This window comes from Streptomyces sp. NBC_00872, from assembly GCF_045161915.1.
Classification (GTDB): domain Bacteria; phylum Actinomycetota; class Actinomycetes; order Streptomycetales; family Streptomycetaceae; genus Streptomyces.
This window is the reverse complement of sequence record NZ_CP108806.1, coordinates 3,538,341-3,562,866: the sequence shown is the minus strand read 5'-3', so window position 1 is coordinate 3,562,866 and position 24,526 is coordinate 3,538,341. Positions and strand designations below refer to the sequence as shown.

The 24,526-nt window shown below is 70.6% G+C and carries 19 protein-coding genes; 12 read left to right on the top strand and 7 right to left on the bottom strand.

The window, feature by feature from the left end:
- Window positions 1-307: 307 nt before the first annotated feature.
- From OG214_RS15105 to OG214_RS15085, 5 genes are all read left to right on the top strand, one after another.
- Complete coding sequence (locus OG214_RS15105) at window positions 308-814, top strand: hypothetical protein (protein ID WP_363079761.1); 507 nt, start codon at window positions 308-310, stop codon at window positions 812-814.
- 208 nt (window positions 815-1,022) lie between these two features.
- Window positions 1,023-2,702, top strand: coding sequence for a methylmalonyl-CoA mutase (locus OG214_RS15100; RefSeq protein WP_405985034.1), 1,680 nt, complete (start codon window positions 1,023-1,025; stop codon window positions 2,700-2,702).
- Window positions 2,703-2,862: 160 nt separating this feature from the next.
- The gene (gene leuE, locus OG214_RS15095; protein WP_405985033.1) at window positions 2,863-3,573 is read left to right on the top strand and encodes a leucine efflux protein LeuE; all 711 of its coding nucleotides are present in this window, start codon (window positions 2,863-2,865) and stop codon (window positions 3,571-3,573) included.
- Between the two features lie 222 nt (window positions 3,574-3,795).
- Window positions 3,796-5,325 carry a hypothetical protein gene (locus OG214_RS15090; protein WP_405985032.1) on the top strand — a complete coding sequence of 510 codons (1,530 nt, stop codon included), beginning with the start codon at window positions 3,796-3,798 and terminating at the stop codon, window positions 5,323-5,325.
- Entirely contained in the window at window positions 5,322-7,661 is a 2,340-nt protein-coding gene (locus OG214_RS15085; RefSeq protein ID WP_383031838.1) for a glycosyltransferase, read from the top strand. Before OG214_RS15090 ends, OG214_RS15085 begins: the two co-directional genes overlap by 4 nt.
- A 134-nt stretch (window positions 7,662-7,795) precedes the next feature.
- Here the strand turns inward: OG214_RS15085 and OG214_RS15080 are convergent, their stop codons facing one another.
- Together OG214_RS15080 and OG214_RS15075 are read right to left on the bottom strand one after the other, a co-directional pair.
- Window positions 7,796-9,145 carry a polysialyltransferase family glycosyltransferase gene (locus OG214_RS15080; RefSeq protein ID WP_405985031.1) on the bottom strand — a complete coding sequence of 450 codons (1,350 nt, stop codon included), beginning with the start codon at window positions 9,143-9,145 and terminating at the stop codon, window positions 7,796-7,798.
- Complete coding sequence (locus OG214_RS15075) at window positions 9,145-10,128, bottom strand: glycosyltransferase family 2 protein (protein WP_363079786.1); 984 nt, start codon at window positions 10,126-10,128, stop codon at window positions 9,145-9,147. Before OG214_RS15075 ends, OG214_RS15080 begins: the two co-directional genes overlap by 1 nt.
- A 187-nt stretch (window positions 10,129-10,315) precedes the next feature.
- Between OG214_RS15075 and OG214_RS15070 the strand changes: the two genes are divergently transcribed.
- The 4 genes from OG214_RS15070 (at window position 10,316) to OG214_RS15055 (ending at window position 15,084) form a co-directional block, all read left to right on the top strand.
- On the top strand, window positions 10,316-11,641 hold the full coding sequence (locus tag OG214_RS15070) for a DUF6716 putative glycosyltransferase (protein WP_363079767.1): 1,326 nt from the start codon (window positions 10,316-10,318) through the stop codon (window positions 11,639-11,641).
- Window positions 11,642-11,844: 203 nt separating this feature from the next.
- Entirely contained in the window at window positions 11,845-13,059 is a 1,215-nt protein-coding gene (locus tag OG214_RS15065) for an acylneuraminate cytidylyltransferase (protein ID WP_363079768.1), read from the top strand.
- 10 nt (window positions 13,060-13,069) lie between these two features.
- Complete coding sequence (locus OG214_RS15060; protein WP_363079769.1) at window positions 13,070-14,005, top strand: N-acetylneuraminate synthase family protein; 936 nt, start codon at window positions 13,070-13,072, stop codon at window positions 14,003-14,005.
- A 5-nt stretch (window positions 14,006-14,010) separates the two neighbouring features.
- A complete protein-coding gene (locus tag OG214_RS15055; RefSeq protein WP_363079770.1) occupies window positions 14,011-15,084 on the top strand; it encodes a hypothetical protein in 1,074 nt (357 codons plus the stop codon).
- A 111-nt stretch (window positions 15,085-15,195) separates the two neighbouring features.
- Here OG214_RS15055 and OG214_RS15050 read toward each other — a convergent pair whose 3' ends face one another.
- From OG214_RS15050 to OG214_RS15040, 3 genes are all read right to left on the bottom strand, one after another.
- The gene (locus tag OG214_RS15050) at window positions 15,196-15,852 is read right to left on the bottom strand and encodes a class I SAM-dependent methyltransferase (RefSeq protein WP_363079771.1); all 657 of its coding nucleotides are present in this window, start codon (window positions 15,850-15,852) and stop codon (window positions 15,196-15,198) included.
- Between the two features lie 133 nt (window positions 15,853-15,985).
- Window positions 15,986-16,612 (bottom strand): hypothetical protein, encoded by a 627-nt coding sequence (locus OG214_RS15045; RefSeq protein ID WP_405985030.1) that lies wholly within the window; start codon window positions 16,610-16,612, stop codon window positions 15,986-15,988.
- Window positions 16,609-17,046, bottom strand: coding sequence for an ATP-binding protein (locus tag OG214_RS15040; protein ID WP_405985029.1), 438 nt, complete (start codon window positions 17,044-17,046; stop codon window positions 16,609-16,611). Before OG214_RS15040 ends, OG214_RS15045 begins: the two co-directional genes overlap by 4 nt.
- 165 nt (window positions 17,047-17,211) lie before the next feature.
- Between OG214_RS15040 and OG214_RS15035 the strand changes: the two genes are divergently transcribed.
- The 3 genes from OG214_RS15035 (at window position 17,212) to OG214_RS15025 (ending at window position 19,221) form a co-directional block, all read left to right on the top strand.
- On the top strand, window positions 17,212-18,072 hold the full coding sequence (locus OG214_RS15035; RefSeq protein WP_405985028.1) for a helix-turn-helix domain-containing protein: 861 nt from the start codon (window positions 17,212-17,214) through the stop codon (window positions 18,070-18,072).
- A 15-nt stretch (window positions 18,073-18,087) separates the two neighbouring features.
- Window positions 18,088-18,291: a DUF397 domain-containing protein gene (locus OG214_RS15030; protein WP_405985027.1), complete on the top strand. Its 204-nt coding sequence runs from the start codon at window positions 18,088-18,090 to the stop codon at window positions 18,289-18,291.
- Window positions 18,292-18,381: 90 nt separating this feature from the next.
- Window positions 18,382-19,221: a class I SAM-dependent methyltransferase gene (locus OG214_RS15025; RefSeq protein ID WP_405985026.1), complete on the top strand. Its 840-nt coding sequence runs from the start codon at window positions 18,382-18,384 to the stop codon at window positions 19,219-19,221.
- Window positions 19,222-19,281: 60 nt separating this feature from the next.
- Here OG214_RS15025 and OG214_RS15020 read toward each other — a convergent pair whose 3' ends face one another.
- Window positions 19,282-22,500, bottom strand: coding sequence for a tetratricopeptide repeat protein (locus OG214_RS15020; protein WP_405985025.1), 3,219 nt, complete (start codon window positions 22,498-22,500; stop codon window positions 19,282-19,284).
- Window positions 22,497-24,428 carry an HSP90 family protein gene (locus tag OG214_RS15015; protein ID WP_405985024.1) on the bottom strand — a complete coding sequence of 644 codons (1,932 nt, stop codon included), beginning with the start codon at window positions 24,426-24,428 and terminating at the stop codon, window positions 22,497-22,499. Before OG214_RS15015 ends, OG214_RS15020 begins: the two co-directional genes overlap by 4 nt.
- Window positions 24,429-24,526 lie beyond the last annotated feature (98 nt).

Sequence of the window (24,526 nt, the reverse complement as noted above, 5' to 3'; positions counted from 1 at the left end):
CTCGCCGGTTGACACCTTTCAACTCAATTGTTCATTCGAAAATTGACGTTCCATCAGAATCTGTTCATTCGGTGCGCGATTGATCTACAACCGCGATCCGCCCATAATTTCACCTTGAGTGACGGAAGTGACGCATGGTGTTACCTCCTCGCCGGGAGTCCTGTGCGCTGTTTCCTCGATGTCGCAAATGTCTGACAGGGTGACGTCTTTTTGTCCGCCCTGTTCGGGTGGAGGGTTCGTGGTCGTCACGGCGGCGGACTCTCAGCGCGTTCCGCCCGTCCGCTGACTGGATCTCAAGGGAGTAACTGTGAAGTTTCGTCTGCCCTTCGCAACGGTGACGGCGCTGGCCGCACTCGTCGCACTCGCCGCTCCGGCCTCGGCCCAGGGCCCTGATGTGCCTTCGGGCGACAGTAGACAGATGGTGCACGGCACCCTCGTAAGCCCGCAGGAGAGCATAGCGGCGGCATTCTCCTGCTACACGTACCAAGGGACCTTCGCCGCCAACAGCAACAGCCCGGCCGGGGTTTACCTCTTCGCGAGCGGTACGCAGGAGTGCTTCGGGATCGCCCCCTCCGGAACGATCTGGCACGCATGGCCGGGTTCGGGGGGTTGGAAGGAAATGCCCCACGGCGGTCGCGCCGCATTCTTCCTCAATGCCTATGAGTTCGGTTGGGCAAAGGCCGTTCAGGTCATGACGACAAGCGGCACGGTCTGGTGCAGCTTGAACAGCTACTCGACAAATACCTGGACCGCCTGGTACGAGGACGTCGCCGGTCAGTGCGCGACCGTCATTTCCACTTTCAAGGCGAACTGACGGTCTTCCGACGGTCCGGGCCGTCCCCTTGCCGCCGTGCGAGGGGACGGCTCCTGGCGTGCCATGCCAAGGACCATCCTCCGCGCCGGCCTCCCGCGTGTGGCCCGTCGCCCGGCGTGCGTCCGCCACTACAGTCCGTCAGGGAGCCGGTGGCGGTGCGCGTGACCGTGATCGGCGGTGACGGGTGGACCAGCGGGAGGCGGAACGGATGGCGAGCGGGCCCGGCGGTGCCAGGAGCGACGGGAGCGGGGCCCCTGGCGCCGGGAACGGCGGTGGGAGCAGTGCCCCCGGCGGCGGGGGCGGTGGTCGGACGACCGAGAGCGGGCTGCCCGTCGAGCCGGTCTACGGCCCCGGCGCCCTGGCCGGCTGGGACCCCGCGGAGAAGCTCGGCGAGCCCGGCTCGTACCCCTTCACCCGCGGGATCCATCCGTCGATGTACAGGGGCCGGCCGTGGACGATGCGCCAGTACGCGGGCTTCGGCACGGCCGCCGAATCCAACGCCCGCTACCGGCGGTTGATCGCCCACGGTACGACCGGTCTGTCCGTCGCCTTCGATCTGCCGACCCAGATGGGGTACGACAGCGACGCCCCGATCGCGAGCGGCGAGGTCGGCAAGGTCGGGGTCGCGATCGACTCGGCCGACGACATGCGGGTGCTGTTCGACGGGATCCCGCTCGGCCAGGTCTCCACCTCGATGACGATCAACGCGCCCGCCGCCCTCCTGCTGCTGCTCTACCAACTGGTGGCCGAGGAGCAGGGGGTGCCCGCCACCGCGCTGACCGGCACCGTCCAGAACGACGTGCTGAAGGAGTACATCGCGCGCGGCACGTACATCTTCCCGCCCAGGCCCTCGCTGCGGCTGACCGCGGACATCTTCCGCTACTGCCGCGCCGAACTGCCCCGGTGGAACACCATCTCGATCTCCGGCTACCACATGGCGGAGGCGGGGGCCACGCCCGCGCAGGAGATCGCGTTCACCCTGGCCGACGGCATCGCGTACGTGAGGACCGCCATCGCCGCCGGGATGGACGTCGACGACTTCGCGCCCCGGCTGTCCTTCTTCTTCGTCTCGCGTACGACGATCCTCGAAGAGATCGCCAAGTTCCGTGCCGCGCGCCGGATCTGGGCCGGGATCATGCGGGACCAGTTCGGGGCCCGCGACCCCAGGTCGTGGATGCTGCGCTTCCATACGCAGACGGCGGGCGTGCAGCTCACCGCGCAGCAGCCCGAGGTCAATCTCGTACGGGTGGCGGTGCAGGGGCTCGCGGCGGTCCTCGGCGGTACGCAGTCGCTGCACACCAACTCCTACGACGAGGCCATCGCCCTGCCGACGGACAAGGCGGCCCGGCTCGCCCTCCGTACGCAGCAGGTTCTCGCGTACGAGACCGATGTGACCGCCACGGTCGACCCGTTCGCCGGTTCGTACGCCGTCGAGCGGATGACGGACGAGCTGGAGGCGGCGGCGGTCGCGCTGATGACCCGGGTCGAGGATCTCGGCGGCGCGGTCGAGGCGATCGAACGGGGCTTCCAGAAGGGCGAGATCGAGCGCAGCGCGTACGCCGTGGCCCGGGAGACCGAGAGCGGCGAACGCGTGGTCGTCGGCGTCAACCGCTATCCCCTCGACGGGGCCGAGGAGGAACCGTACGAGCCGCTGCGGGTCGATCCCGCGATCGAGGCCCGGCAGGCGGCCCGGCTGGCCCGGCTGCGGGCGGAGCGCGACCGGGGCGCGGTGGAGGGGGCGCTCACCGCGCTGCGGAAGGCGGCGGAGGGCACGGACAATGTGCTCCCGCCGATGAAGACGGCGCTGCGGGCGCGGGCGACGGTGGGGGAGGTCTGCGACGCGCTGCGTGAGGTGTGGGGGACGTACGTACCGACGGACGCGTCCTGAGACCGGTCCGGGGCCGGGCGGTCCGAGTCCGGGGTTCCGGGACCTGGGGAGCGGGGTCCGGGACCTATCGGGGTCCGGGTCCGGGACCTGGGGAGCGGGTGCGTGCACGCCTGCTGAACTCATATGCGTCCATTCGCGCGCGTGTGCGACACTCCGCTCCATGCTGGGTGTCACTGATCTGCCGACATATCTGGTCGGCCTCGTCCTGATCGTTCTGCTGCCGGGGCCCAACTCGCTCTATGTGCTCTCGGTCGCGGCCCGCCGCGGGATACGCGCGGGCTACAGCGCCGCCGCCGGTGTCTGGTGCGGCGACACCGTCCTGATGGTGCTCTCCGCCGCGGGTGTCGCCTCCCTCCTCCAGGGCAATGAACTGCTCTTCGGGATCGTCAAATACGCGGGCGCCGGATATCTCACCTGGCTTGCGGTCGGCATGATGCGCGCCGCGTGGGCGCTCTGGCGCACCCGGCACGAGCGCGAGGAGGCCGCCGCGTCCGAGGCGCCCGCCACCGCGCCGGCCACCGCGCCCGCGACCACGCCCGCGACCACGCCCGCCGCCGCGCAGGCCACGGTGGAGCGGCCCTACCGCAGGGCCCTGGTGATCAGCCTGTTCAATCCGAAGGCGATCCTGTTCTTCATCTCCTTCTTCGTGCAGTTCGTCGACCCGGCGTACGCGCACCCCGCGCTGTCGTTCGTCCTGCTCGGGCTTCTCGCCAATCTGGCCAGCGCCCTCTATCTCTCGGCCCTCATCTTCGGCGGCACCCGCCTGGCCGCCGCCTTCCGCCGCCGCAAGCGCCTCTCGGCGGGGGTGACCTCGGCGGCGGGAGCGCTGTTCCTCGGTTTCGCCGTCAAGCTCTCCCTGAGCAGCGCCTGACGGGAAAGCGACCGACGAGCAGCGCCTGACGGGAAAGCCGCACGTCACGTGGCCGTCCCGAGCGCACAGTGACGGATGACACATCGAGCGCCACGCTCCCCGGCCGGCCGAGGAGCGACGTTTCCCGGACGGATGTATTGAGTTCACCTTTGAGTCGTGTCCGTTTCCTAGCTTGTTGCCGACCCGCCATTCGTCAGCGGGGCGGCAAACGCTTGGAGAAGCATGACAATGGGCCGTAACCGATGGCCGAGGCCGCGTAACGGGGGGAGTCCGGCCGTTACGCCCGACAGCGGAGCACCACAGGCCCGGATCAACCCGGTCGAGCTGGAGGACTGCATCCAGGCCTGTGCGGTTCACAGCGGCAAACTTGTCGCGAGCCTGGACCGCAAGCGCATCGAGCTCGCGGAGAAGCTGCGCGGTCTGCTCGCCACCTACGCCCTGACGCAGTCCTCCGCGTCCCGCGCCTCTGCCCCGTCCGGAGGCGGCGCCACCGCACTGCTCCGGCGCGGTGCCAAGGCCGCCACCGGCAGCGGCGGCACCCTCAGCAGTGAGCTGCTCGACGCCCTGCTGGCCGTCGGGAACAAGGCCCTGGAGTGCCGTTACGACGACGAGCTGAAGCTCGCCGCGGTCATCAGCGACACCGTGCTCACCGCCCGCAAGGGATCGCGGGCCGGCTGGCGGCTGCGGGCCAGAACGCTGGAGGCCCTGGGCGACGAGGCGGGGACCATCGAGGCGTACGACCGCTACCTCGCGCTCACCGACGACGACGGATTCGGTGTCGTGTCCAAGAACGCCGGTATGCGCATCGGCCGGCAGCGCCAGGAGGAGCTGCTGCGGCTGCTGGAGAGCGAGTCCCCCAGAGCCGCGCTCCACGGCGGACCCGCCACCGACGTCTGGGCCGAGGGTCTCGCCCTGCACGACCTCGGCGACTGGGCCCAGGCCGAGCCCCGGCTGGTCGGCGCGCTTCTCACCATGTCCAGGGACGCGGCCTATCCGCTGCCGGACCTCCAGGACGCCATCGCGCACTACCTCGACCTGCGGATCGGTGTGAACGGGGGCGACGCCTCCGAGCTGCGGGAGCTCGTCGGCCTCTACGCCGAGCAGCGCAGGAACCGGCAGCGCGGCCCGGTCGCGGACCCCACCTTCGGCGATGTCGAGTGGCTCACCCTCGGTGAGTTCCGCAATCAGATAGCCGGCAAGTCCATCTGTCTGATCGCCAACTCCCAGCGGGTCGGGAACGGATCGCTGGGCCGTGAGATAGACGCGTACGACCTCGTCGTCCGCTTCAACTCGTACAAGATCGACGCCCCGGCCACCGGCAAGCGCACCGACATCCATGTCTCCATCCACAAGCACGGCTTCAACTGGGACCAGAAGGTCACCACGCGGCTGATATTCGGCGGGATCTCGGGCGACTGGAAGTACTCCCTGCGCAACCGGCTGGTGCCCGGGGCCCAGCAGTATCTGGGCGACGAGTCCCTGCGCTGGCCGGTGCGCAACATCGGCAAGCTGGGCGCCGACGTCTGGAGCTCCATCCCGACCAGCGGTTTCAACATGCTCTGGCTGCTGGACTTCCTGGACGTCAGCCCGAAGCTCGATCTGATCGGCTTCGACTTCTACGAGAGCGGCGCCTACCGCCTCAAGGAGGCGATGAAGATGCCCATCACCTCCGTCCACGAGTACACCAGCGAGAAGGCGTGGGTCATGGAACGCGCCCAGAGCGTGACCGATGCGAGGATCTCCCTGCGATGACCGCCACCACCTTCTCCGCCGTCGGCCGCACCGCCGCCACCGCGTCAGCGCACGCGCTGACGGGCAAGCGGCGCGTCGCGTTCGCGAGCTTCGTCGACGAGAACTATCTGCCGGGCTTCCTGGTGCTGCTGCGCAGTCTCGCCCTCTCCAACCCCGGGGTGTGCGAGGACTTCATCGTCCTCCACGACGATCTGCGGCCCTCCTCCATCGCCAAGATCCGCGCCCTGCACCCGCGTATCGAACTGCGCCGCGTCGACGCGGCCCGCTACGACTCGTACGCCAAGGGCGACCAGGACAACTACCTGGTGCGCAAGGCGTACTTCATCCTCGACGTGTTCCGCATCCGTGACTACGACACCGTGATCACCCTGGACACCGACATGGTGGTGCTGGGCGATCTGGGCGAGCTGCTGAGGCTGCGCGAGGGGCTGGCGGCCGTACCGCAGTTCTTCTACGGCCAGCACAAGCTCAACAGCGGGCTCCTGGTCATCCAGCGCGAGTATCTGAGCGACGAGTTCTGCGCGCGGATCGACGCCGTGGGCCGCAGCGGTGACTACGAACTGGACAAGCACGACCAGGGCATCCTCAACGCGGTCCTGGACGGCGACTTCCTCCAGCTCGACAGCCGCTACAACTTCGTCAAGCGGCGGCTCTCCGGCGATCTGGCCGTACCGGACGAGACGGCGATCCTGCACTTCACCGGGCGGCACAAGCCCTGGCAGGGCGGCGAGCACGGCTACGGCAAGGCCGAGAGCCGCTGGCGCGAGTACGAGCTGTCCGACGCCGAGTTCCACGCCGCGTACATGGCGGCGTCCGGGACCACCCACCACGATCTGCTCGTGCACTTCGGCACCCCGCATGTCGCCCGTACCGGCGATGTGGAGAGCGCGCGCCGGGTGGCGCTGGCGCACATCGGCGCGGGCGAGTTCCAGGAAGCGGTGGACATCCTCGGGTCCGTGCACATCCCCGTGGACGCCGCCTGGCCGCACGAGGTCTACGGACACGCGCTGATGAGCGTGTCCCGCTACGAGGAGGCCGAGGCCCAGCTCCTGCTGGCCACCTCCGCCCCCAACCGGGCGGCGACCGGCTACTCCCGGCTGGCCCAGATCGCCTGGATCCACGGCGACGACGAGACGGCGCGCAGCTACGCGCTGGACGGGCTCTCCGTCGACCCCACCCACCGGGGCAACCGGCTGATGCGGCTCCGTACGCAGGACGTACCGGGCCCCCGCGAGGGCGCGCCCGAGGACCAGCTCGCCCATGTGGCCTTCTACATGCCCCAGCAGGGCAACGCGGGCGACAAGCTGCTGCCGGAGTCCGTACGGCTGACCTTCGACGCCGACACCGGGCCCCGCCGCTGGCACTCGATCCACGCCCACCGCTACTTCGACGAGGCGGCGCTGGAGCGGGTCAACGCCCGGCGCGGGCTGGTCATCGGCGGCGGCGGGCTGTTCATCCCGGACACCGCGCCCAACGGCAACAGCGCCTGGCAGTGGAACGTCCCGGACGAGCACCTCGGCCGGATCGACGTGCCCATCGTGGTGTACGCGGTCGGCTTCAACGCCTTCGACGGCCAGTCGTACCGGGCCGGGCGCTTCAACGCCAGCCTGCGGCTGCTCGTCGAGCAGGCCTCCTTCTTCGGGCTCCGCAACCACGGCTCGATCGAGAAGGTCCGCGCGCTGCTGCCGGCCGAGCTCCAGGACAAGGTGCGCTTCCAGCCCTGCCCGACCACCGTCACCCGCCAGCTCGTCGACGGCTGGACCGATCCCGCGTTCCGCGAGGACACGGTCCTGATCAACGCCGCCTACGACCGGGCCGGGCTGCGTTTCGGCCACGACTACGCGCACTTCCTCGCGGAGATGGCCAAGGCGGTCCGCGCGCTGGGCGAGCACGCCGAGGTGAAGTGTGTGGCGCACTCGCTCGACGACGAGAAGATCGCCTTCGATCTGCGGCGCGAGCACGGTATCTCGATGCCGGTCATCCCGATGTACGACTTCGAGAACGACGAGATCCGCGACACCTACGCCCGTACGAAGCTGGTCATCGGCATGCGCGGACACGCGGGAATGATCCCGTTCGGCTGCGGGACGCCGATCATCAGCCTGATCTCGCACCCGAAGATGGCGTACTTCCTGGCCGACATCGAGCGCCCGGAGTGGGGCGTCTCCGTCCACGACAAGAACCTCGGCGCGGTGCTGACCGAGCGCGCGGTGGGGCTGCTGGACGACCACGCCGCGTCCGTCGCCGATGTGCACGGCCGGCAGCAGGAGCTGTGGAAGATCACCCAGGCGAACGCGGCGGACCTGCGGGCGATCCTGGGGACCCCGGTCCGCTAGTTCCCGTCCGCTGGTTCCCGTCCGCTGGTTCCCGTCCGCCGGGACCGCGCGGAAGACGAACGAGTGAGGGCGGGCCACCTTCCCGGTGGCCCGCCCTCGTCGTTCTCGTCGTTCTTCTCGCGCCCCGCTGCGCGTCAGCGCGGGCTGACGCGCAGCACCGCCCGGCGCAGCCGCCGCGCCCGGCGCACCATCCGCTGGGCGGTCGCGTTGCGCGGAAGACGGTTCAGCTGCTCCGGGATACCGCCCGGCAGCCCGAGCGAGGTGAGCCGGCGCCGCTTGAAGTACCGCCAGGTCCGGTCGTCCAGCCGCTCCGAGAGATAGCGCTCGGCCGTGGGCCGCAGCTCCGGATACATCCGGTGCTGCATCGCGTAGCCGACGGTCGCGACCAGATCCGCGAGCCGGGTCTCGGGCTCGTGCGTCTCCTTGCCCTCCAGGGGCGGCACCAGCGCGTCCACGATGGTCAGCGGTACGCGGTTGCTGTTCTGGTACGGGGCGAGCCGCTCCAGCAGCAGATCCGTGCCCGTGCGCGCCACCGGGATGCCGTAGAAGGCGGAGGCCGTGAAGAGCGCCGTCGAGAAGCATCCGACGACCAGTGCCGGCTTCAGCCGCCGGTACAGCACCTCGGCGAGCACCGGGGAGTCCAGGATGGTCAGCTCGGCGCCGAGCTTCTCCGCCTCCCGCTCCAGCCGCCGCGACCAGACCGCCGGCGCGGTGGGATGCGGCTTGAACACCACCTCGGTGTGCCCGAGGGCGACCGCCCCGCGCACCATCCGGATATGCAGCTCCTCCTCCTCGCGCTCGCTGATGATGCCGAGCGCGGAGAGGTACTGGCCGAGGAGCAGCGCCGGAGGGGCCGACGGCGTCCGGATCCCGGTCACGGCGTCGGAGAGCTGGTCCAGGACCCGGAGGAACGCGTCCGTCGGCACCAGCTCGGGCTCCACGCCGAACTCCGTCAGGAGCAGCGGCTTGAGGCCCGGTACGAGGTCGAGGTGGAGCAGTCTGCGCACGCGGTCGCCGATGAGCGGATCGATCTTGTTACGGGTGGGCCCGTAGCTCATCAGCCCGTCCGCGTACACCTCAAGGGTCGCGTCGGTGAGGATCTGCGCGATCGCGAGGGCGGGGTTGACCTGGATCGACTCGACGATCAGCTCCACCCGGTCGTCGCCGAGACGCCAGGCCAGCCGCAGATGCCGCTCCCACATGGGGACGTCCTCGGGGCGCGGCTCCCAGACCCCCGGATGCGAGGGCGCGATGGTCTCGTTCCACGACACGAGATCGTCGAAGCGGTCACGGAGCTGCTCGAACCCCGGCATCTCGTTCACCGAGGGTGTCAGCTCGGGCGTACCCGCGTTGTTGCTGACGAGCAGCACCCGCCGGGCGGCCGGGCGGAAGAGACCGGCGTCGACGGCGGCGGCGAGGGTGGCGGCTCCGTAGAGCGTGGAGGCGCAGAAGATCTGCGTCGTCCTGCGGTCGGACCGGTCCATCAGGCCGCCGCCTTTCCTGAGGAGGAGACCATCCGCCGGCGCAGGCGGCGCAACTGGGCCGAGCGGTCCAGATCCATCGAGTCGAGTGCTTCTTTCAGAAGATCCTGGGGCAGCCGCTTCAGGGCGGCGGCGCTCATGGCACGCAATTGCTTCGCCACGGCCGGCTCGAACCGGTCCTTCGCCGCGAGATGGTGGGCGATGATGGCGCAGTACGTACGGACGGCCTTGGGCAGAAGGCGGTCCGCCTCCCGGTCCTTCGACGTCTCCTCGACGACCTCGTCGAAGGCCCGGATGAAATCGAGCTGCCGCACATCACCGATCTGGGTGAGCGACGAGGCGACCCCCCGCCGGTAGAAGACACCGAGCAGTCCGACGGCGGCGAAGGACTCCGCCTCGCGGTGCAGCCGCCAGATCCACGGCCGGTCCTCGGCGGTCCGCAGCCCGTCCGTGAAGTGCACCAGACCACGGTCGACCAGCCGCCGGTGGTAGGCGCCGGCCCAGGCGAACGCGTAGTCGACCGAGTTCGTACGGTTCACGGGCAGGATCGCGTCGCGCGGGTTCAGCACCTCGTCGCGGCGGCCGACCGGGACCCGGTGGATCGTCCGCTCCCTCGCCGTGAACTGGACATGGTCGGTACGGATGAAGTCGACCCCGAGCCCCTCGATCGCGGCGACGAGCCGCTCGAAGTAGCCGGGCGCCACCCAGTCGTCGCCGTCCAGGAACGTCACGTACTCGCCGTGCGAGGCGTCGAGTCCGGTATTGCGTGCCGTAGCCAGTCCGCCGTTCTGTTCATGTCTGAGCAGGACCGCCCCCGGAAGATCGCGGGCGGCCTGTTCGAGAATCTCGGGGGTTCCGTCGGTCGAACAGTCGTCGACCAAAAGGAACTCGAAGTCGTCGCGGCTGTTCGCGCGAAGGCTTCTCAGGGTTTCGAGGGCATATGTCTGCACGTTGTAGAACGGCACGACGACGGAGAGCTTGACCACGTCCAGGACGCTAGGCGGCACAAGACCATCCGTTCTGACATCTGGGCGTATGGAAGGTGAACGAAGAATGGCGGAACAGTGAAGCGCGGCTCTCCTGGAGCGACTTCGCCATCCGTAGATGTGTTGTTAACCCTTTATTGCCATTGAGTTCGGCCGACAAACGGAATCTCTTTCTAACGTCCTCGTCGTGCCATCACGTACCAACGAAGCGGTCCGGGTCGCAGTGCTCGCCGACTCCGACACCCGGTGGAAGTGGGGTGCGCTCACCGCGCGCCGCATCGCCCCGGAAGGCCGCTCCACAGAGCTGAGCGGCTATCTGCTGCGCGGCAGAGCCACGCCCACCGCCCGCCAGCTCGCCGAGGTCGGCGCGGACGCGGACGCGCTGCGTGAGGTGACCGGCACCGCGTTCCTCCAGACGCTGCGCGAGAAGGAGTACGACCTCGTCGTGCTCGCCCTGGTCGGAGGCGCCGTACAGGCCGTGCTCCACGGGATCGCCGCGCTGAACCTGGAGGTCCGGCCGGTCATCGTGACCGGCTATGTGGGCGTTGTCTACGAGAAGCTCTCGGACGGTCTGCTGCTCCGGCACGGCGCGGATGTCGTCCTCGCGAACTCCCGGTACGACGGCCAGCGCTTCCGCGCCGTGTACGAAGGCGTGGGCGCCGACGCTTCCTCCGTCACCGAGGCCGCGCTCCCCTTCCTCGGCGGTGAGCGCTATGTCCCCGAGGAGGGCCGTGACACGGTCGTCTTCGCCGCGCAGCCGTCCGTACCCGCGAACCGCGCCGACCGCGCCTATCTGCTGAAGCGCCTGGTCGAGCACGCCCGGCTGCACCCGCGCCGCGAGGTCCTGCTGAAGCTGCGCAGCAAGATCGGCGAGCACACCACCCATGTGGAGGAGTTCCCCTACCAGCGGCTCGCCGAGAAGGTCACCGGCGGTCTGCCGCCCAACTTCAAGCTGGTCTACGGGAACATGGGCGAGGTCCTCGACCGGACCGATCTGCTGGTCACCGTCTCCTCGACCGCGGCCCTGGAAGCCCTGCACCGGCGCATCCCCACCGCGATCCTCACCGATCTCGGGGTGCGCGAGCCGCTGGGCAACCACCACTTCATCGGCTCCGGCTGTCTCGCCTCCTGGGACGAGCTCGACAGCGGCGGACGCCCGCGCGCCGACGCCGTCTGGGCGGACCGCCAGGGCGTCGCGGCCGACGGCTCGTACTCCTCGTCCTTCGACACGGCGCGCGGACGGGTCGCCAAGCTGCTCGACGGGCCCGTGCTGCCGCCGCTGAACCCGTACTACACGGTCACCACCGCGCCCGGCTATCTCCCGGGGCTCCTCGCCCGCTACCACCTCGCCGCCGACGGCACACCGCTGCCGTCGGCCGCCAAGGCCGCGGCGGGAGGCAACGGCGGGGTCCGCCGTGTGGTGCGCGAGGCGGTACGGGGAGCGGCGCGCGGCGCGTACCGGCACGGCGTGCAGCGCGTGGCCCCCGTCATCCGGCGTATGGGCGACCTGTGAGCCGCCGCCCCACCCGGCACCACCCGTACACAGCGCCACCCGCGTCACCGGCACCACCCGCGTCACCGGCAGGAGAACAGCACCGAGCCGCAGCAGCAGGAGCCGCAGCAGCGGAGCAGGAAGCACGAGCCGCAGCAGAGCAAGAAGCACGAGCCGCACAGCGACCAGCCGCGGAGGCAGCACCCGCGGACCAAGGAGTACAGATGACCGTCCTCGCGGTAATTCCCGCACGCGGCGGATCCAAGGGCGTGCCCGCGAAGAACCTCGCCCCCGTCGGCGGCGTCCCACTCGTCGTACGCGCCGTCCGGGCGAGCCTCGCGGCCCGGCGCGTCACCGATGTCGTCGTCTCGACCGACGACGCGGCCATAGCCGAGGCGGCCCGTTCCGCCGGCGCCGAGGTCGTCCTGCGCCCCGCCGCGATCGCGGGCGACACCGCGACCAGCGAGGCCGCCGTCCTGCACGCGATGGACGCGTACGAGGCGATGCGCGGCGTGGCGGCCGACGTGGTGCTGCTGGTGCAGTGCACCAGCCCGTTCATCACGGCCGAGGACCTGGACGGCGTCGCCGGCGCCGTCACCGAGGACGGCGCCGACAGCGCGCTGACCGTCGCGCCCACCCACGGCTTCATCTGGCGCCAGGACAGCGCGGGCAGCGACGACTCCGGCGCCTCGGGCGGCTACGGCGTCAACCACGACAAGTCGAACCGGCCGCGCCGCCAGGACCGTCCCCAGGAGTATCTGGAGACCGGCGCCGCGTACGCGATGCGCGCCGACGGCTTCCGCGCCGCCAACCACCGCTTCTTCGGGCGTACCGCGCTCGTGCGGACCGACGCGGCCCGGGTGCTGGAGATCGACGATCCGCACGACCTGGCCCGCGCCCGCCTTCTCGCGCCGCTGCTCGACCCGGCCGTCCTGCCCACGTACGACGACGTCGACGCGGTCGTCCTCGACTTCGACGGGACCCAGACCGACGACAAGGTGATGGTCGACTCGGACGGCCGCGAGACGGTCGCCGTCCACCGCGGCGACGGGCTCGGGATCGCCGCGCTGCGCCGCTCCGGCCTGGAACTGCTCATCCTCTCCACCGAGCAGAACCCGGTCGTCGCCGCGCGCGCCCGCAAGCTCCAGGTGCCGGTGCTCCATGGCATCGACCGCAAGGACCTCGCACTGAAGCAGTGGTGCGACGAGCACGGGATCACGCCCGAGCGCGTGCTGTACGTCGGCAACGACGTCAACGATCTCCCGTGCTTCGGCCTCGTCGGCTGGCCGGTGGCCGTCGCGAGCGCCCATGACGCCGTACGCGCCGCCGCGCGTGCCGTCACCACGACCCCCGGCGGCGAAGGGGCGATCCGCGAGATCGCCGCCTGGCTCCTCGGTCCGGGTCTCCAGACCCCCCACACGAACACCCTCAACAAGTAAGGACCCACCCATGAGCACCGACGCCACCTCCCGCCTGCGGACTTTCGGCACGCGGACCGCCGGCCCCGGCCAGCCCGTCTATGTCACGGGTGAGATCGGCATCAACCACAACGGCGAGCTGGACAACGCCATCGCCCTGATCGATGTGGCCGCCGAGGCGGGCTGTGACGCGGTCAAGTTCCAGAAGCGCACCCCGGAGATCTGCACCCCGCGCGACCAGTGGGACATCGAGCGCGACACCCCCTGGGGCCGGATGACGTACATCGACTACCGTCACCGCGTCGAGTTCGGCGAGGACGAGTACCGCGCCATCGACGAGCACTGCAAGGAGCGCGGGATCGACTGGTTCGCCTCCCCGTGGGACACCGAGGCCGTCGCCTTCCTGGAGAAGTTCGACCTGCCGGCCCACAAGGTGGCCTCCGCCTCCCTGACCGACGACGAGCTGCTGCGCGCCCTGCGCTCCACCGGCCGTACGGTCATCCTCTCCACCGGTATGTCGACGCCGAAGCAGATCCGTCACGCGGTCGAGGTCCTGGGCAGCGACAACATACTGCTCTGCCACGCCACGTCGACGTACCCGGCCAAGGCCGAGGAGCTGAACCTGCGCGTGATCAACACGCTCCAGGCCGAGTACCCGAACGTGCCGATCGGCTACAGCGGCCACGAGACCGGTCTCCAGACCACCCTCGCCGCCGTCGCCCTCGGCGCCACCTTCGTCGAGCGCCACATCACCCTCGACCGCGCCATGTGGGGCTCGGACCAGGCCGCCTCGGTCGAGCCGCAGGGTCTCCAGCGCCTCGTCCGTGACATCCGCACCATCGAGGCGTCCCTCGGTGACGGTGTCAAGAAGGTCTACGAGTCGGAGCTCGGCCCGATGAAGAAGCTCCGCCGTGTCGCGGGCGTCGTCGCCGAGTCCGCGGAGTCCGCCGAGCCGGCGGCGGTCTGACGGCCATGACCGGTCCCAGCGGGGGCCGCCCCCCGCACCCTCGGGTGATCGCTTTTGTGGAGAGCCCCGTCCAGCTGCTCAATGTGCTGGAGTGGGCGCGCGCGAGCGCGACCGGTGACGCGCTCACCGTCGTCGTGCTCTCGCCCACCGATCCCATGTCACGCGGCCAGCTCCGGCGGATGGCGGAGCTGGCCCGCGACGAGGGCTTCACCGTGCGCTGGCAGGACGCGCGCGGTGGCGCGGGGGCGCCCCTGCGGACCGTACGGGAGCTGGCACCGCTGCTGCGGAAGGCCGGCAGGATCGTCATAGGCGATCCGTTCTCCCGTTATGTACAGCTCCTGCTGACCCTGGTCGGCACCAAGGAGCTGACGGTCGTGGACGACGGGACCGCGACCATGGAGTTCATAGGACAGATCGCCCGCGGTGAGCGGCTGGTGCGCTGGCACCGGCGCGGTGGCTCCCGCGGGCCCCGGGAACTGGTGCTCGCACCCGTCACCGCCGCCGCGCGGCGCCGGCTGACCCCGTCCGGGGAGCGCCCGGTCGAGGTCTTCACCTCGATGCCCGTCGAGGACGTACCGGACGGCATCACCGTGACCGCCAACCGCTTCGAGTGGACCAGGGCCACCTTCGGGCCGCCCCGGGTCCACGAGGGCGCGGACATGGTCGGCACGTCGCTGGTGGAGACGGGCGTGGTCGACGCGGACCAGTACCTCGCCGCGGTCGCCGCCCTGGCCCGTACCCACAACGCCACCCGCTACTTCGCGCACCGCCGCGAGAGCGCGGACAAACTCCACCGCCTGCACGCGGCCACCGGCCTGGAGATCGTCCGCCCGGACCTCCCCCTGGAACTGATCGCCCGCCGGGGCCCGGTCGGCAGCACGATCCTGAGCTTCCCCTCCACGGTGGTCCACACCCTCCCCCTGGCCCTGGCGGGCACGGGCGTCCGCGTCGCGGTCTGTGACATCGCCCCGGAGTGGCTCAAGTCCTCGGCCTCTCCCCGCGCCCAGGGCTTCCTCTCGGGAGTCACGACCACGGCCCGCGACGTCCACAGACTCCCGAAGATGGCGTCACCGGCGTAGCGCTGGGGGCGGGGCATGGCCGGTCGCCGGGTCAGGGACGACCGGGGCGGCCGGGGCGGCTTCGCCCGGACCGCGGGTGGCCGGGGCGGCTTCGCACGACCCGAGAACCGGTCACGGAGCGACCGCCCGGACGAGGAGCGTCCCGATGTGCCCGGCGTGAGGGGCGTCAAGGATCCGCGCCTCGGCTGCGGCGAACCCGGCCCGGGTGAGCAGACGCTCCCACACGGCCGGACGGTAGCTGTAGCGGTAGGTGAACAGCGCCTTGCCCGCGAAGCCTCCCTTGTACATGCCTTGCGGTCCGTACGCGCCGGGGATGGCCGGAGGCTGGGAGAAGACGAAGACACCGCCGGGCTTCAGCCGCCGCCGTACGAGCGGCAGGAGACGGCCCGGGTCGGTGAACCAGGCGGCTCCGAAGATGGAGTAGACGGCGTCGTACATGTCGTCGTGCCCGCTCAGATACTCCAGTACCTCGGCGCATACGAACACCGCACCGGTGCCGGCCCACTTCGCGGTGGTCTTCCCGACCATGACGGGGGACAGATCGACGCCATGAGCGACGATGCCGCGCCCGGCTAGATGGGCGAGTGCGCGACCGGTACCGCAGCCGATCTCCAGCACGGAGCGCGGCTCCCCGAGCAACTCCGCCCCGGGCCCGTGACCGGCGTACTGGGTCCAGCCGAAGCCCGGCTCGGCGTCGTCCTTGAAGGCGTAGGCGGCGTAGGTGTCCCACAGCTCGGTCTCGGCGGCGATGTCGTGGTGTGCGGGCAAGACGGTTCCTCTTCACGGGGGCGGGCCCCCTGCCCTCCGGAGGACAGGGGGACAGGAGGCCGGCGCGGGACGGTTCAGGTTCAGTGGCTGTCGGGGACCTTGTTGTCGCACGGCGAGCAGTCCACTACTGGCCTTACTGGCCTTCATGGGCCGCGAGTTCGGCTTCGAGGTCCACGAACGTACAGCCGTGCAGCCGCGCGAGGAGCTGCGAGGCGACGACCCAGCGGACGGCGGGGTCGCGGTAGTGCACGGTGACCTGCTCGACCGGGCCGAGGAGCGGGTCGTGCGGGAGGTATCGAGCGCCGAGTACGCCGGTGATCCTGGGCTCCTTCACACGTACGGCGACGAACCTGCCGCGCAGCGAGGGGCAGACCCGAACGGATTTACCGGCGCACGGCAGACAGAGCGGCGGATGCGGTGAACCCATCAGCTCCGGCCAGCCGGGCCAGTCGCCACGGTAGTCGCTGAGCAGCCACAGCCAGCCCTGCTCATTGCGGTCGGCCGGTCCCGCGCAGACCTGGCAGAGCATCCTCCGCATCGCCTGCCGCTGCCGTAGCGGATGGACGCGTCCGAACTCGGGCAGGCCCTGTCCCTGTCTGAGCAGAGACCGGGCCCACAGGACGCCTTCCTGGTCGCGGTCGTAGAGATCCTCGTCGGCATACGCGATGCCCAGGCGCGGGCGGGCCGTCACGAGAGGGGTCGGGATTCGCTCCGCGCTCCACGCGGTGATGTACGGCACGACATCCGGCCGACCGTTCATGACGCACCTGCCGCGAAGGCCAGGTCGAGTTCGAACCAGACGCTCTTACCGATGACATGTCGGAGCACTCCCCAGCGGTCCGCGAGCGCTCCGACCATCAGCAGCCCCCGCCCGCCCTCGGCAAGGCGCTCGGGAACATCGCCGTCCCCGCGCCCCGGCGGCGGAACAGTCTGCGGCATACCGGTGGCCCGGTCCCGTACCTCGACCCGCAGCCGCGCCCCGTCCAACTCGTAGGTGACGGTGACACGACTGCCTCGGGTGGCACGTCCGTGCACGACGGCGTTCGAGACCAGTTCACTGACCGCCGACTCCAGGGCATCACTCATTTCGGTGAGTTGCCACTCCTCGGCTAACTCGCGTGCTCGTGCTCGTGCAGCCTTGGCTGCGGGTCGGTTCCGGCAGTAGCGCGCCTGTTCGGTCCTGATGACAGCCATGCACGCCTCCTTGGCGTGAGTCCGGGCCTATCCTGGGTGAGCACTATGCACATTGGGAGAACTAGAGTGTCAAGTCACCACTTTGGTAAGAGTGATGGGCTGTTGTCCTCCAAGTTGACGACCGGCACACTTGACCTGCGAGAAGCAGGAGGAAGGCGGCGCGAAGTGGCCACCAACAACAACCCGACGATCCGTCAGCGACGTTTGGCGCGCAGGCTCCGCGAGCTTCGGACCGCGGCCGGCATGACCCATGCCGATACGGCGGAGATTCTCGGTTCGGCCGAGTCGAAGGTCGGGCGCATCGAGAACGCGCTGTCGGGAGTCCGACTCCCGGATCTGCGCGCGCTGATGGACGCGTACGGGGTGATCAATCCGGCTGAGCGCGCCGCGATCGAACAGCTCTCCCGCCAGGCGAAGCAGAAGGGCTGGTGGTCGCGGTACTCCGATACCGCTGATCCCGCCTATGCCGCGTACATCGCGGTCGAGTCCGACGCGGCCAAGATGTACAGCGTCCAAATCGGTCTGGTTCCCGGACTTCTGCAAACACCGGAGTACTTCGAGTCACTCGCGAGGCTGCTGACGCCTGACATCACTCCAGAGGCGCTGAAGGCGCAGGTCGATATCCGTCGCGAGCGCCGGACGGTCCTGACGCGCGAGAATCCGCTTCAGCTTTGGGCCATCATCGCGGAGAGCGTGCTGTACCACCGGGTGGGCGGACGCGATGTCATGAAAGGGCAGTTGGAAGCACTGATCGAGGAGAGTCAGCGCCCGAACGTCCAACTCCAAGTGCTTCCCAGGGAAGACCCGATGAACGCCTGCCTGTTCGGCCCGTTCGTCATCTTCGGCTTCCCGAATGCCGCGGAGACTGAGATCGTGTACACCGAGGCGCTCACCAGCGGGCTCTACTACGAGGAAGACTCCGAGGTGGAGACGTATTCCACGCTGCTACGACGCCTCAACATCGCCTCGGCCAACGCCGGTCAATCCCGGGATCTGATCGAGAACGCTCTCAAGGAAATGGGGTAGCTCGTGGAGCCATACGTGCAATCCGCCTCAGCTTCGGGGCTGACGTGGGTGAAGTCCTCGTACTCCGGGGTCAACAACGATTGCGTGGAGGTCGCCGCCCTGCCGCCCGGCGGCCATGCCCTGCGCGACAGCAAGACCCCGCACGGCCCGGTGCTGGTGTTCGGTCCCGGCCAGTGGGACGCCTTCGTCAGCGGTGTGACGGCCGGCGAGTTCGGCTGACCCGCGCCCACAAGCGCGGCGGACTACGATCCCGTTCCGGCAGGGCAGGGCAGGGCAGGGCAGCGCAGGGGTGGACGGGTGGGGGTAGGGGTGGTTGAGGGGTGGGAGTGGGACGACACGTTGTTTCTGGGGGCCGCTCCGTACTACCGGCGCGGGAGGTTGCCGTACGCGCCCGGGTTCGCGGAGGTGCTCGCTGAGGCGCTCGGGCTGGACGGGCGGGGGCGGTTGATTGATGTGGGGTGTGGGCCGGGGACGCTCGCGCTGGGGCTGGTGGGGTTCTTCGACGGCGTGGTCGGGGTGGACCCGGACCGGGGGATGATCGCCGAGGCCGGGCGTCAGGCCGCGGCGGAGGGCGTGGCCGCGCGTACCCGGTGGGTCCGGGCTCGCGCCGAGGAACTTCCCGCCGGTCTCGGGACCTTCACAGCGGCGACTTTCGGCCAGTCCTTCCACTGGATGGACCGCGATCTCGTCGCGGCCAGGGTCAGGGACATGCTCAGACCCGGTGGAGCGCTCGTTCATGTCTCGGATCTCAAGACGGAACGGCTGAGCGCCGACGGGCTCCCGTATCCGGCGGTTCCCTCTGCCGCGATCGGGGATCTGACCAGGCGCTATCTCGGACCGGTCCGAAGAGCCGGCCGTGGCGTGCTCCCGTACGGAACCCCCGGCGGCGAGGCCGCCATACTCACCCGGGCGGGCTTCACCGGTCCCCGGCGGTATGTCGTCCCCGGCGGTCAGGCGCTGGAGCGTACCCGCGACGACATCACCGCGTGGGTGTTCTCCCTGTCGGCCTCCGCGCCGCATCTGTTCGGTGAGCGCCTCGGAGCGTTCACGTCGGACCTTGGCCGGCTGCTCAGGGAACACTCCGCCTCGGGCCGCTTCTCCGAGCGTCAGCCGAGCACCGAGATCTTCATCTGGCACCCACCCGTCTGACGGGAGCGGAACGGCACCGGCCGGTCGTGGTGACCGGCCGGTGCCCCGGGCCCCCGGGGATCAGCCCTGATGGGTCAGCTGCTTGAGCGTGTGCTCCAGACGCGGCAGCAACGCCCGCGCGTCGTCCGTGTCCAGCGCGGTCACCTCGTCGATCAGCGTCCGCAGCCGGGCGGCGCCGTCGTCGGCACGGTCCATCTCCTGCTCGGTCCAGGCCATACGTACGGCACAGCGGACCCGCTCGTCCACGACGCCGGCGCCGAGCGCGGCGAACGCCGACTCCGCCAGCTCCAGCAGCCGCAGCGCCTCCTCGCGCACACGGAGGGCATCGGTGTGCTTGGCCTGCTCGGGCTGCTCGACCTGCCCGGTCCGCTCGGCCTGGTCAGGCTGCTTGCCGGCGTCCCTCCCGGCCGCCGCGTCCTGTCCGTCCTCCGACGCTTCGTCCTCGTCCTCGTCCTCGTCCTCGTACAGACCGTTCAGCAGCAACTCGCCCGTCTGGGACCACGTACGCGCCCGCTCCAGCCGGTGTCCCTCGCTCTCGCCGTCGACGGTCGCCAGCGCCTGTGCCATCAGCTCCTCCGCCGACTCCCGATCTCCCTCCCCGGCCTCCAGCCAGGCCAGGGAGCGCAGGGCCCGCGCGGCGGCGACCGGCTCGCCCAGGCTCCGCCACAGCTCGATGGCCCGGTGGTACGCGGCGACGGCCTCCTCGCGCAGGCCCGCCTCCGACAGACACTCGGCGGCGAGTGTGGCCAACTGCGCCTGCGGACGGTCGTCCTCCCAGCCCCCCACCATTTCGGCGGCGAGCAGATACTGCTCCGCCGCGGCCCGCTGGTCGCCGAGCGCGCGCAGATTCCGCCCGAGCGCCTCCCGGGCCCGTACGGTCTGCCCCTGGCCGTGTTCCAGCAGATCCGGCAGCGCGGACTCCAGCACTTCGGCAGCCTCGGCATGGCGTCCGGTCTCGCCGTAGGACTGGGCGAGGAGCAGCCGGGCGTACGCCCCCGCGCCCGCCGACTGCCCTGCCGCGTCGAGCCAGTGGGCCGCTTCGAGCGCGTACTCCGCGGCCTCGGCCTCCTTGCCGTCCTGCTGATACAGGGCGTCCGCCAACGTCAGCCGCAGATGGCCCAGTTCGTTCGCCTCGACCAGCTCCGCGCCATGCTCCAGCGCGGCGCGCGCCGGGCTCTCGGCCTCCTGCGGCCGGCCCAACATGAGCAGCAGCCGTGCCCGCTGGGCGAGCGGTTCGGCCGCCTCCCACGGGTAGCCTCCGTCGACAGCGCGCCGCGCGGCCGATACGAACAGCGCGTCCGCCCGGTCGGTGGCGCCCTCCCGCCACGCGTGCTCGGCGCGCAGAGCCTCGGCCTCGCTGAGCAGATCGGCCAGGTTCGCGGGGTCACCGGGATCGCGGGGGGCGCCGCCCTCGTCCGTCGGCGCGGTGGAGAACTCCGCGACGAAAGCCGCCAGCTCCGCGTCCGTACGCGCGTGATCATGGGCGGCGGTGTTCTGACCACCGCTCCCGTGGTCGGCGTCGCCGTGCTCCTCGTGCTCCTCGTGCTGATGGCGCAGGGTCGGGCCGAGCCTGATGGTGTTCAGGGCGATCGTCGCGATCCGCCGTGTCCTCGTCGGATCCGTCAGCGGCAGTGCCCGTGCCGACGCCTCGGCCGTCGCCAGCAGCGCCCGGATCTCCCCGGGAGACGCGCCCGCGCGCGCAGCCACGTAAGCGACGCGCAGTTCGTTGAGCGCGGCGCGGCTGAGCTCGCCGACGGCCCGATAGGCGACGACGACCTCTTCGAAGAGCTCGCGGACGGTCTTCTCGCCCGTACTGCCCGTACTGCCCGCATCGCTGGTACCGCCCGCACGGCCCGTGCCCGCGTTGCCCGCGCTACCCGCGCGAACCGCCCCGCGCTCCAGCAGCTCGGCCGTGAGCAGGGGGTCGGCCGTCATGCCGTCCCGCGCGAGCCGGGACGCGATCAGGTCCCACACGCCCGACGTACCGGGGTGTCCCTGGCCGCGCATCTCACGGGCCTCGGCGACCAGCTCCGGCACCGTCCGTACGGCGCCCGCCCCGGGGCCTGTGCCCGCCGCCGTCCGCGAGCCGGCCCCCGCAGAGCCGACCCCCGTGGCGCCGGGCGCCGCCGCAGATGTCGGCGCCGCCCCACCGGCCGTCGTCAGCGTGGCCGCCCGCACCCCCAGCGGCAGTGCGCCGAGGAGCGGTTCGCACTCCAGCCTGCTCTTCAGCAGGCCCGATACGACATCACTGCCGTTGCGCGCGTCGAACCTCGCCGCGATCGACGCGGCCTCCGCGTGCAGCAGGTCGTGCAGCTCACGTACCGTACGCCGCTGTTCCGCCATCGGGACCGCGGGCCGCGTGTCCAGACCGAGCGCCAGCAGACGGCGCAGCAGGGTGAGCGCGCCGGTGAACAGCTCAAGCCGCGAATACGCGTTCCCGTCGGAGGACAGGTGCTGGGCGTGCTCGGCGAGCAGTTCCAGCCCCCGGCCCTCGTTGCCGGTCAGTGCGCAGAACTCGATGTGCCTCCCGATGGACGGCAGCAGACTCTCGTTGCCCCGGGCCATGCGGTAGCCCCGCAGATGGTTCGCGCGCGCCTCCTCCAGCCGGCCTGTCCGCACCAGCGGCAGCAGCGACTTGGCGAGCACCCGGTGCGGCTCCTCCGCGCAGTGCGAGCGGTCCGCGAGGACCGGCTCCCAGATGCCCAGCGCCTTGTCGTCCTGCCCCTGGCTCATCCAGTAGGTGCCCTGGTCGTTCAGCTCGCAGGCATGGCAGTTGGCCATCCGGTCGCGCTCCGCGGCGGTCCACGCCTCGAACGCCCGCGCCGTCCGCCCGGTGTCACCGGTCTGCTCGGCGAGGTCGAACTCGGCCTGCCGTACGGCCCGTTCGGTGAAGCCCGCCGTCCGGTACCGGCGCTCCATCTCGGCGAGCCACTGCTCCATGGTCGCGAGGGGGATCTCGGGCAGCGACAGCATCCCCGAGCTGACCCACTTGAACATCCAGTGGAAGGTATGGGTGTCCGCGCCGTCGAACGCGGACGGGTCCGCGTCCCACTCCTGGAGCAGCCGGGCGAACGGCACCAGCATCTTGCCCCGCTCGGTGCTGTACTCGTACGCCTGGATCAGGCCGAACAGCGCCGCACGGAGCAGATCCCGGTCCCCGGTCGACTCCGCCGCCGCGGCGAGCTCCTCACCGCGCGCGTTGCGCAGGGGGCCGTTGGGCGCTGACTGGTTTTCCCACAGGGCCCGGCGGATCTCCTCGGGCGAGAGACTGGTGGTCACTTGTCGTCCTCCTCGGTGACGGCCGGCTCCTCGTCGCTGACACCGGTCCCCTTGCTGACACCCGGACGGTTACCCTCCGGATCCGGAGGGCCGGCCACCGGATGCGTGGCCCACTCCAGGAGGCCCAGGAAGGCCCGGTTGAGCAGTGAGGTGTCCGCCGGGCGCAGCGGACGCTGGGCCATCAGCAGCGCCTGTCCGTACAGCGACTCGACCGCCGTCCCGGCCAGCTCGGCATCGCTGATCGCCGCGATCCGCCGCACCAGCGGGTTGTTGTGGTTGAGCACCAGCCGGGCACGCGGGGCGGAGCCGCGCAGCGCGCCGAGGATGCCCGTCCAGAGACTGTCGGCGCTCTCCTCCGCCGCGGCCCGGTCCCGTTCGTGGCGGGCCGCGCGGTCGTCGAGGAACAGCGCGGGCACGGTCACGGGCTGGAAGGAGCGCAGCGCCACATCGCAGCCGAGCGGGTCGAGCCGGGTCCTGGCGGTGGCCAGGAAGGAGGCCAGGGCCAGCTCCTGCCGGGGCTCGACCGGGTCGAGATGCGCGGTGACGGCTCCGGCGTCCAGCTCGCTGATGGTGACGTCGTCCCTGATCCGCGGGAGCAGCGCGATCAGATCGGCGTCATAGGTGTATCCGCCGTTGACGATGCCGAGGCCGTGCGCGGCGGCGATGGGCGAGACCTGGCGGAACTCCTCCACCGTACGGGTGAAATGGACCTCGGGGTGCGCGCGGACGAACTCGTCGAGCGTGACCCGGCCGTCGCTGGTCTCGAAGGGCAGCCACGGCAGCATCAGCGCGAAGAGCTCCGCGTCGTGCCGGGCCATGGACTTCACACCCAGGTGGTGCACGCCGAGGAACGCCGCCAGCCGGTCGGGATCGCCCGCCGCCAGCTCGGCCAGCCACTCACGGATACGGGCGCCCAGCGCCTCGCGTACGGCGGCGAGCGTCTCGTCGTCGTACAGATTCTCCCGGGACGCGGTGGGGCGCAGCGTGTCGGTGTCGAGGACGACCCGGACGAAGAACGCCCAGTCCGGCAGCAGATTGTCGGCCCGGCTGGTGAGCAGCATGCCCTTGAGATAGACCCGGTGGGCCGCTCGCTGGGCGGGACTGGTGGCGTCGGGCAGGACGTACGCGACGCCCCGCACCCCCGCGACGGGAAGGTCCAGATCGATCGAGTCGAGAGGGCTGAACCCGAAGACGCGCGCGCAGTGCCCGGCGAGCGCGACCCGGCGCGCGGTGGGTGTCGGATACGAGCGGTCCCAGACGGCGGGCCGCTCGGTCAGCGGCCGGTCGGTGACGCCGGGGCCGGTGAAGGTGACCTCGTGGGAGAGCAGCGAGCCGTAGTCCGCGGCCAGTTCGGCGACGCGCCGTGGCTCGGTCCACTCCTCGGCGCCGGGCCTGGGCTCCAGCCGGACGGTCGTACCGGGCTCGGGGCGCGCCTCGTGCGGCAGCGTCCGTACGGTGTACGAGCCGTCGTCGCTCGCGAGCCACTCGACGGGCGGCGCGTCGGGCGTACGCGCGGAACGCGACACGACCCGGATCTGCCGGGCCACCACGAAGCAGGCGAGCAGCCCGATGCCGAACTGCCCGAGGAACTCCTGCCGGGCGTTCTCCAGGCTGTCGCGCTTCGAGCTGCGGCCGATGGTGGCGAGCAGCGTGTGCACCTCGTCGGAGGTCAGCCCGATGCCGCTGTCCTCGATGACGACCGCGCCGTCGGTGGCCGTGAGCCGGATACGGGCGGGCGGCGCGGCGGGATCGTGGGCGAGCCGCGCGGTGACGGCGTCCACGGCGTTCTGGAGGAGCTCGCGCACATAGACGCGCGGGCTGGAGTAGAGGTGGTGGGAGAGCAGATCGACAAGGCCCCGCAGATCCACCTGGAACGTGTTGACGGACGGCACGGGCGGCACGGACGGCACGGGCGGGACGGGAGACACGGGCTGCACGGGAGGGATCGGCGGGACGGACGGCACGGGCGAGTGAAGGTTCATGGAGTCTCAAGGGGGCGACCTCACGGCCCCGGATCGGCGGCCGC

Coding starts and splice junctions, on each gene's coding strand:
- OG214_RS15100 (WP_405985034.1), top strand. CDS start 1,023: ATGGCGAGCGGGCCCGGCGGTGCCAGGAGCGACGGGAGCGGGGCCCCT.
- leuE (WP_405985033.1), top strand. CDS start 2,863: ATGCTGGGTGTCACTGATCTGCCGACATATCTGGTCGGCCTCGTCCTG.
- OG214_RS15090 (WP_405985032.1), top strand. CDS start 3,796: ATGACAATGGGCCGTAACCGATGGCCGAGGCCGCGTAACGGGGGGAGT.
- OG214_RS15085 (WP_383031838.1), top strand. CDS start 5,322: ATGACCGCCACCACCTTCTCCGCCGTCGGCCGCACCGCCGCCACCGCG.
- OG214_RS15080 (WP_405985031.1), bottom strand. CDS start 9,145: ATGGACCGGTCCGACCGCAGGACGACGCAGATCTTCTGCGCCTCCACG.
- OG214_RS15065 (WP_363079768.1), top strand. CDS start 11,845: ATGACCGTCCTCGCGGTAATTCCCGCACGCGGCGGATCCAAGGGCGTG.
- OG214_RS15060 (WP_363079769.1), top strand. CDS start 13,070: ATGAGCACCGACGCCACCTCCCGCCTGCGGACTTTCGGCACGCGGACC.
- OG214_RS15055 (WP_363079770.1), top strand. CDS start 14,011: ATGACCGGTCCCAGCGGGGGCCGCCCCCCGCACCCTCGGGTGATCGCT.
- OG214_RS15045 (WP_405985030.1), bottom strand. CDS start 16,612: ATGAACGGTCGGCCGGATGTCGTGCCGTACATCACCGCGTGGAGCGCG.
- OG214_RS15040 (WP_405985029.1), bottom strand. CDS start 17,046: ATGGCTGTCATCAGGACCGAACAGGCGCGCTACTGCCGGAACCGACCC.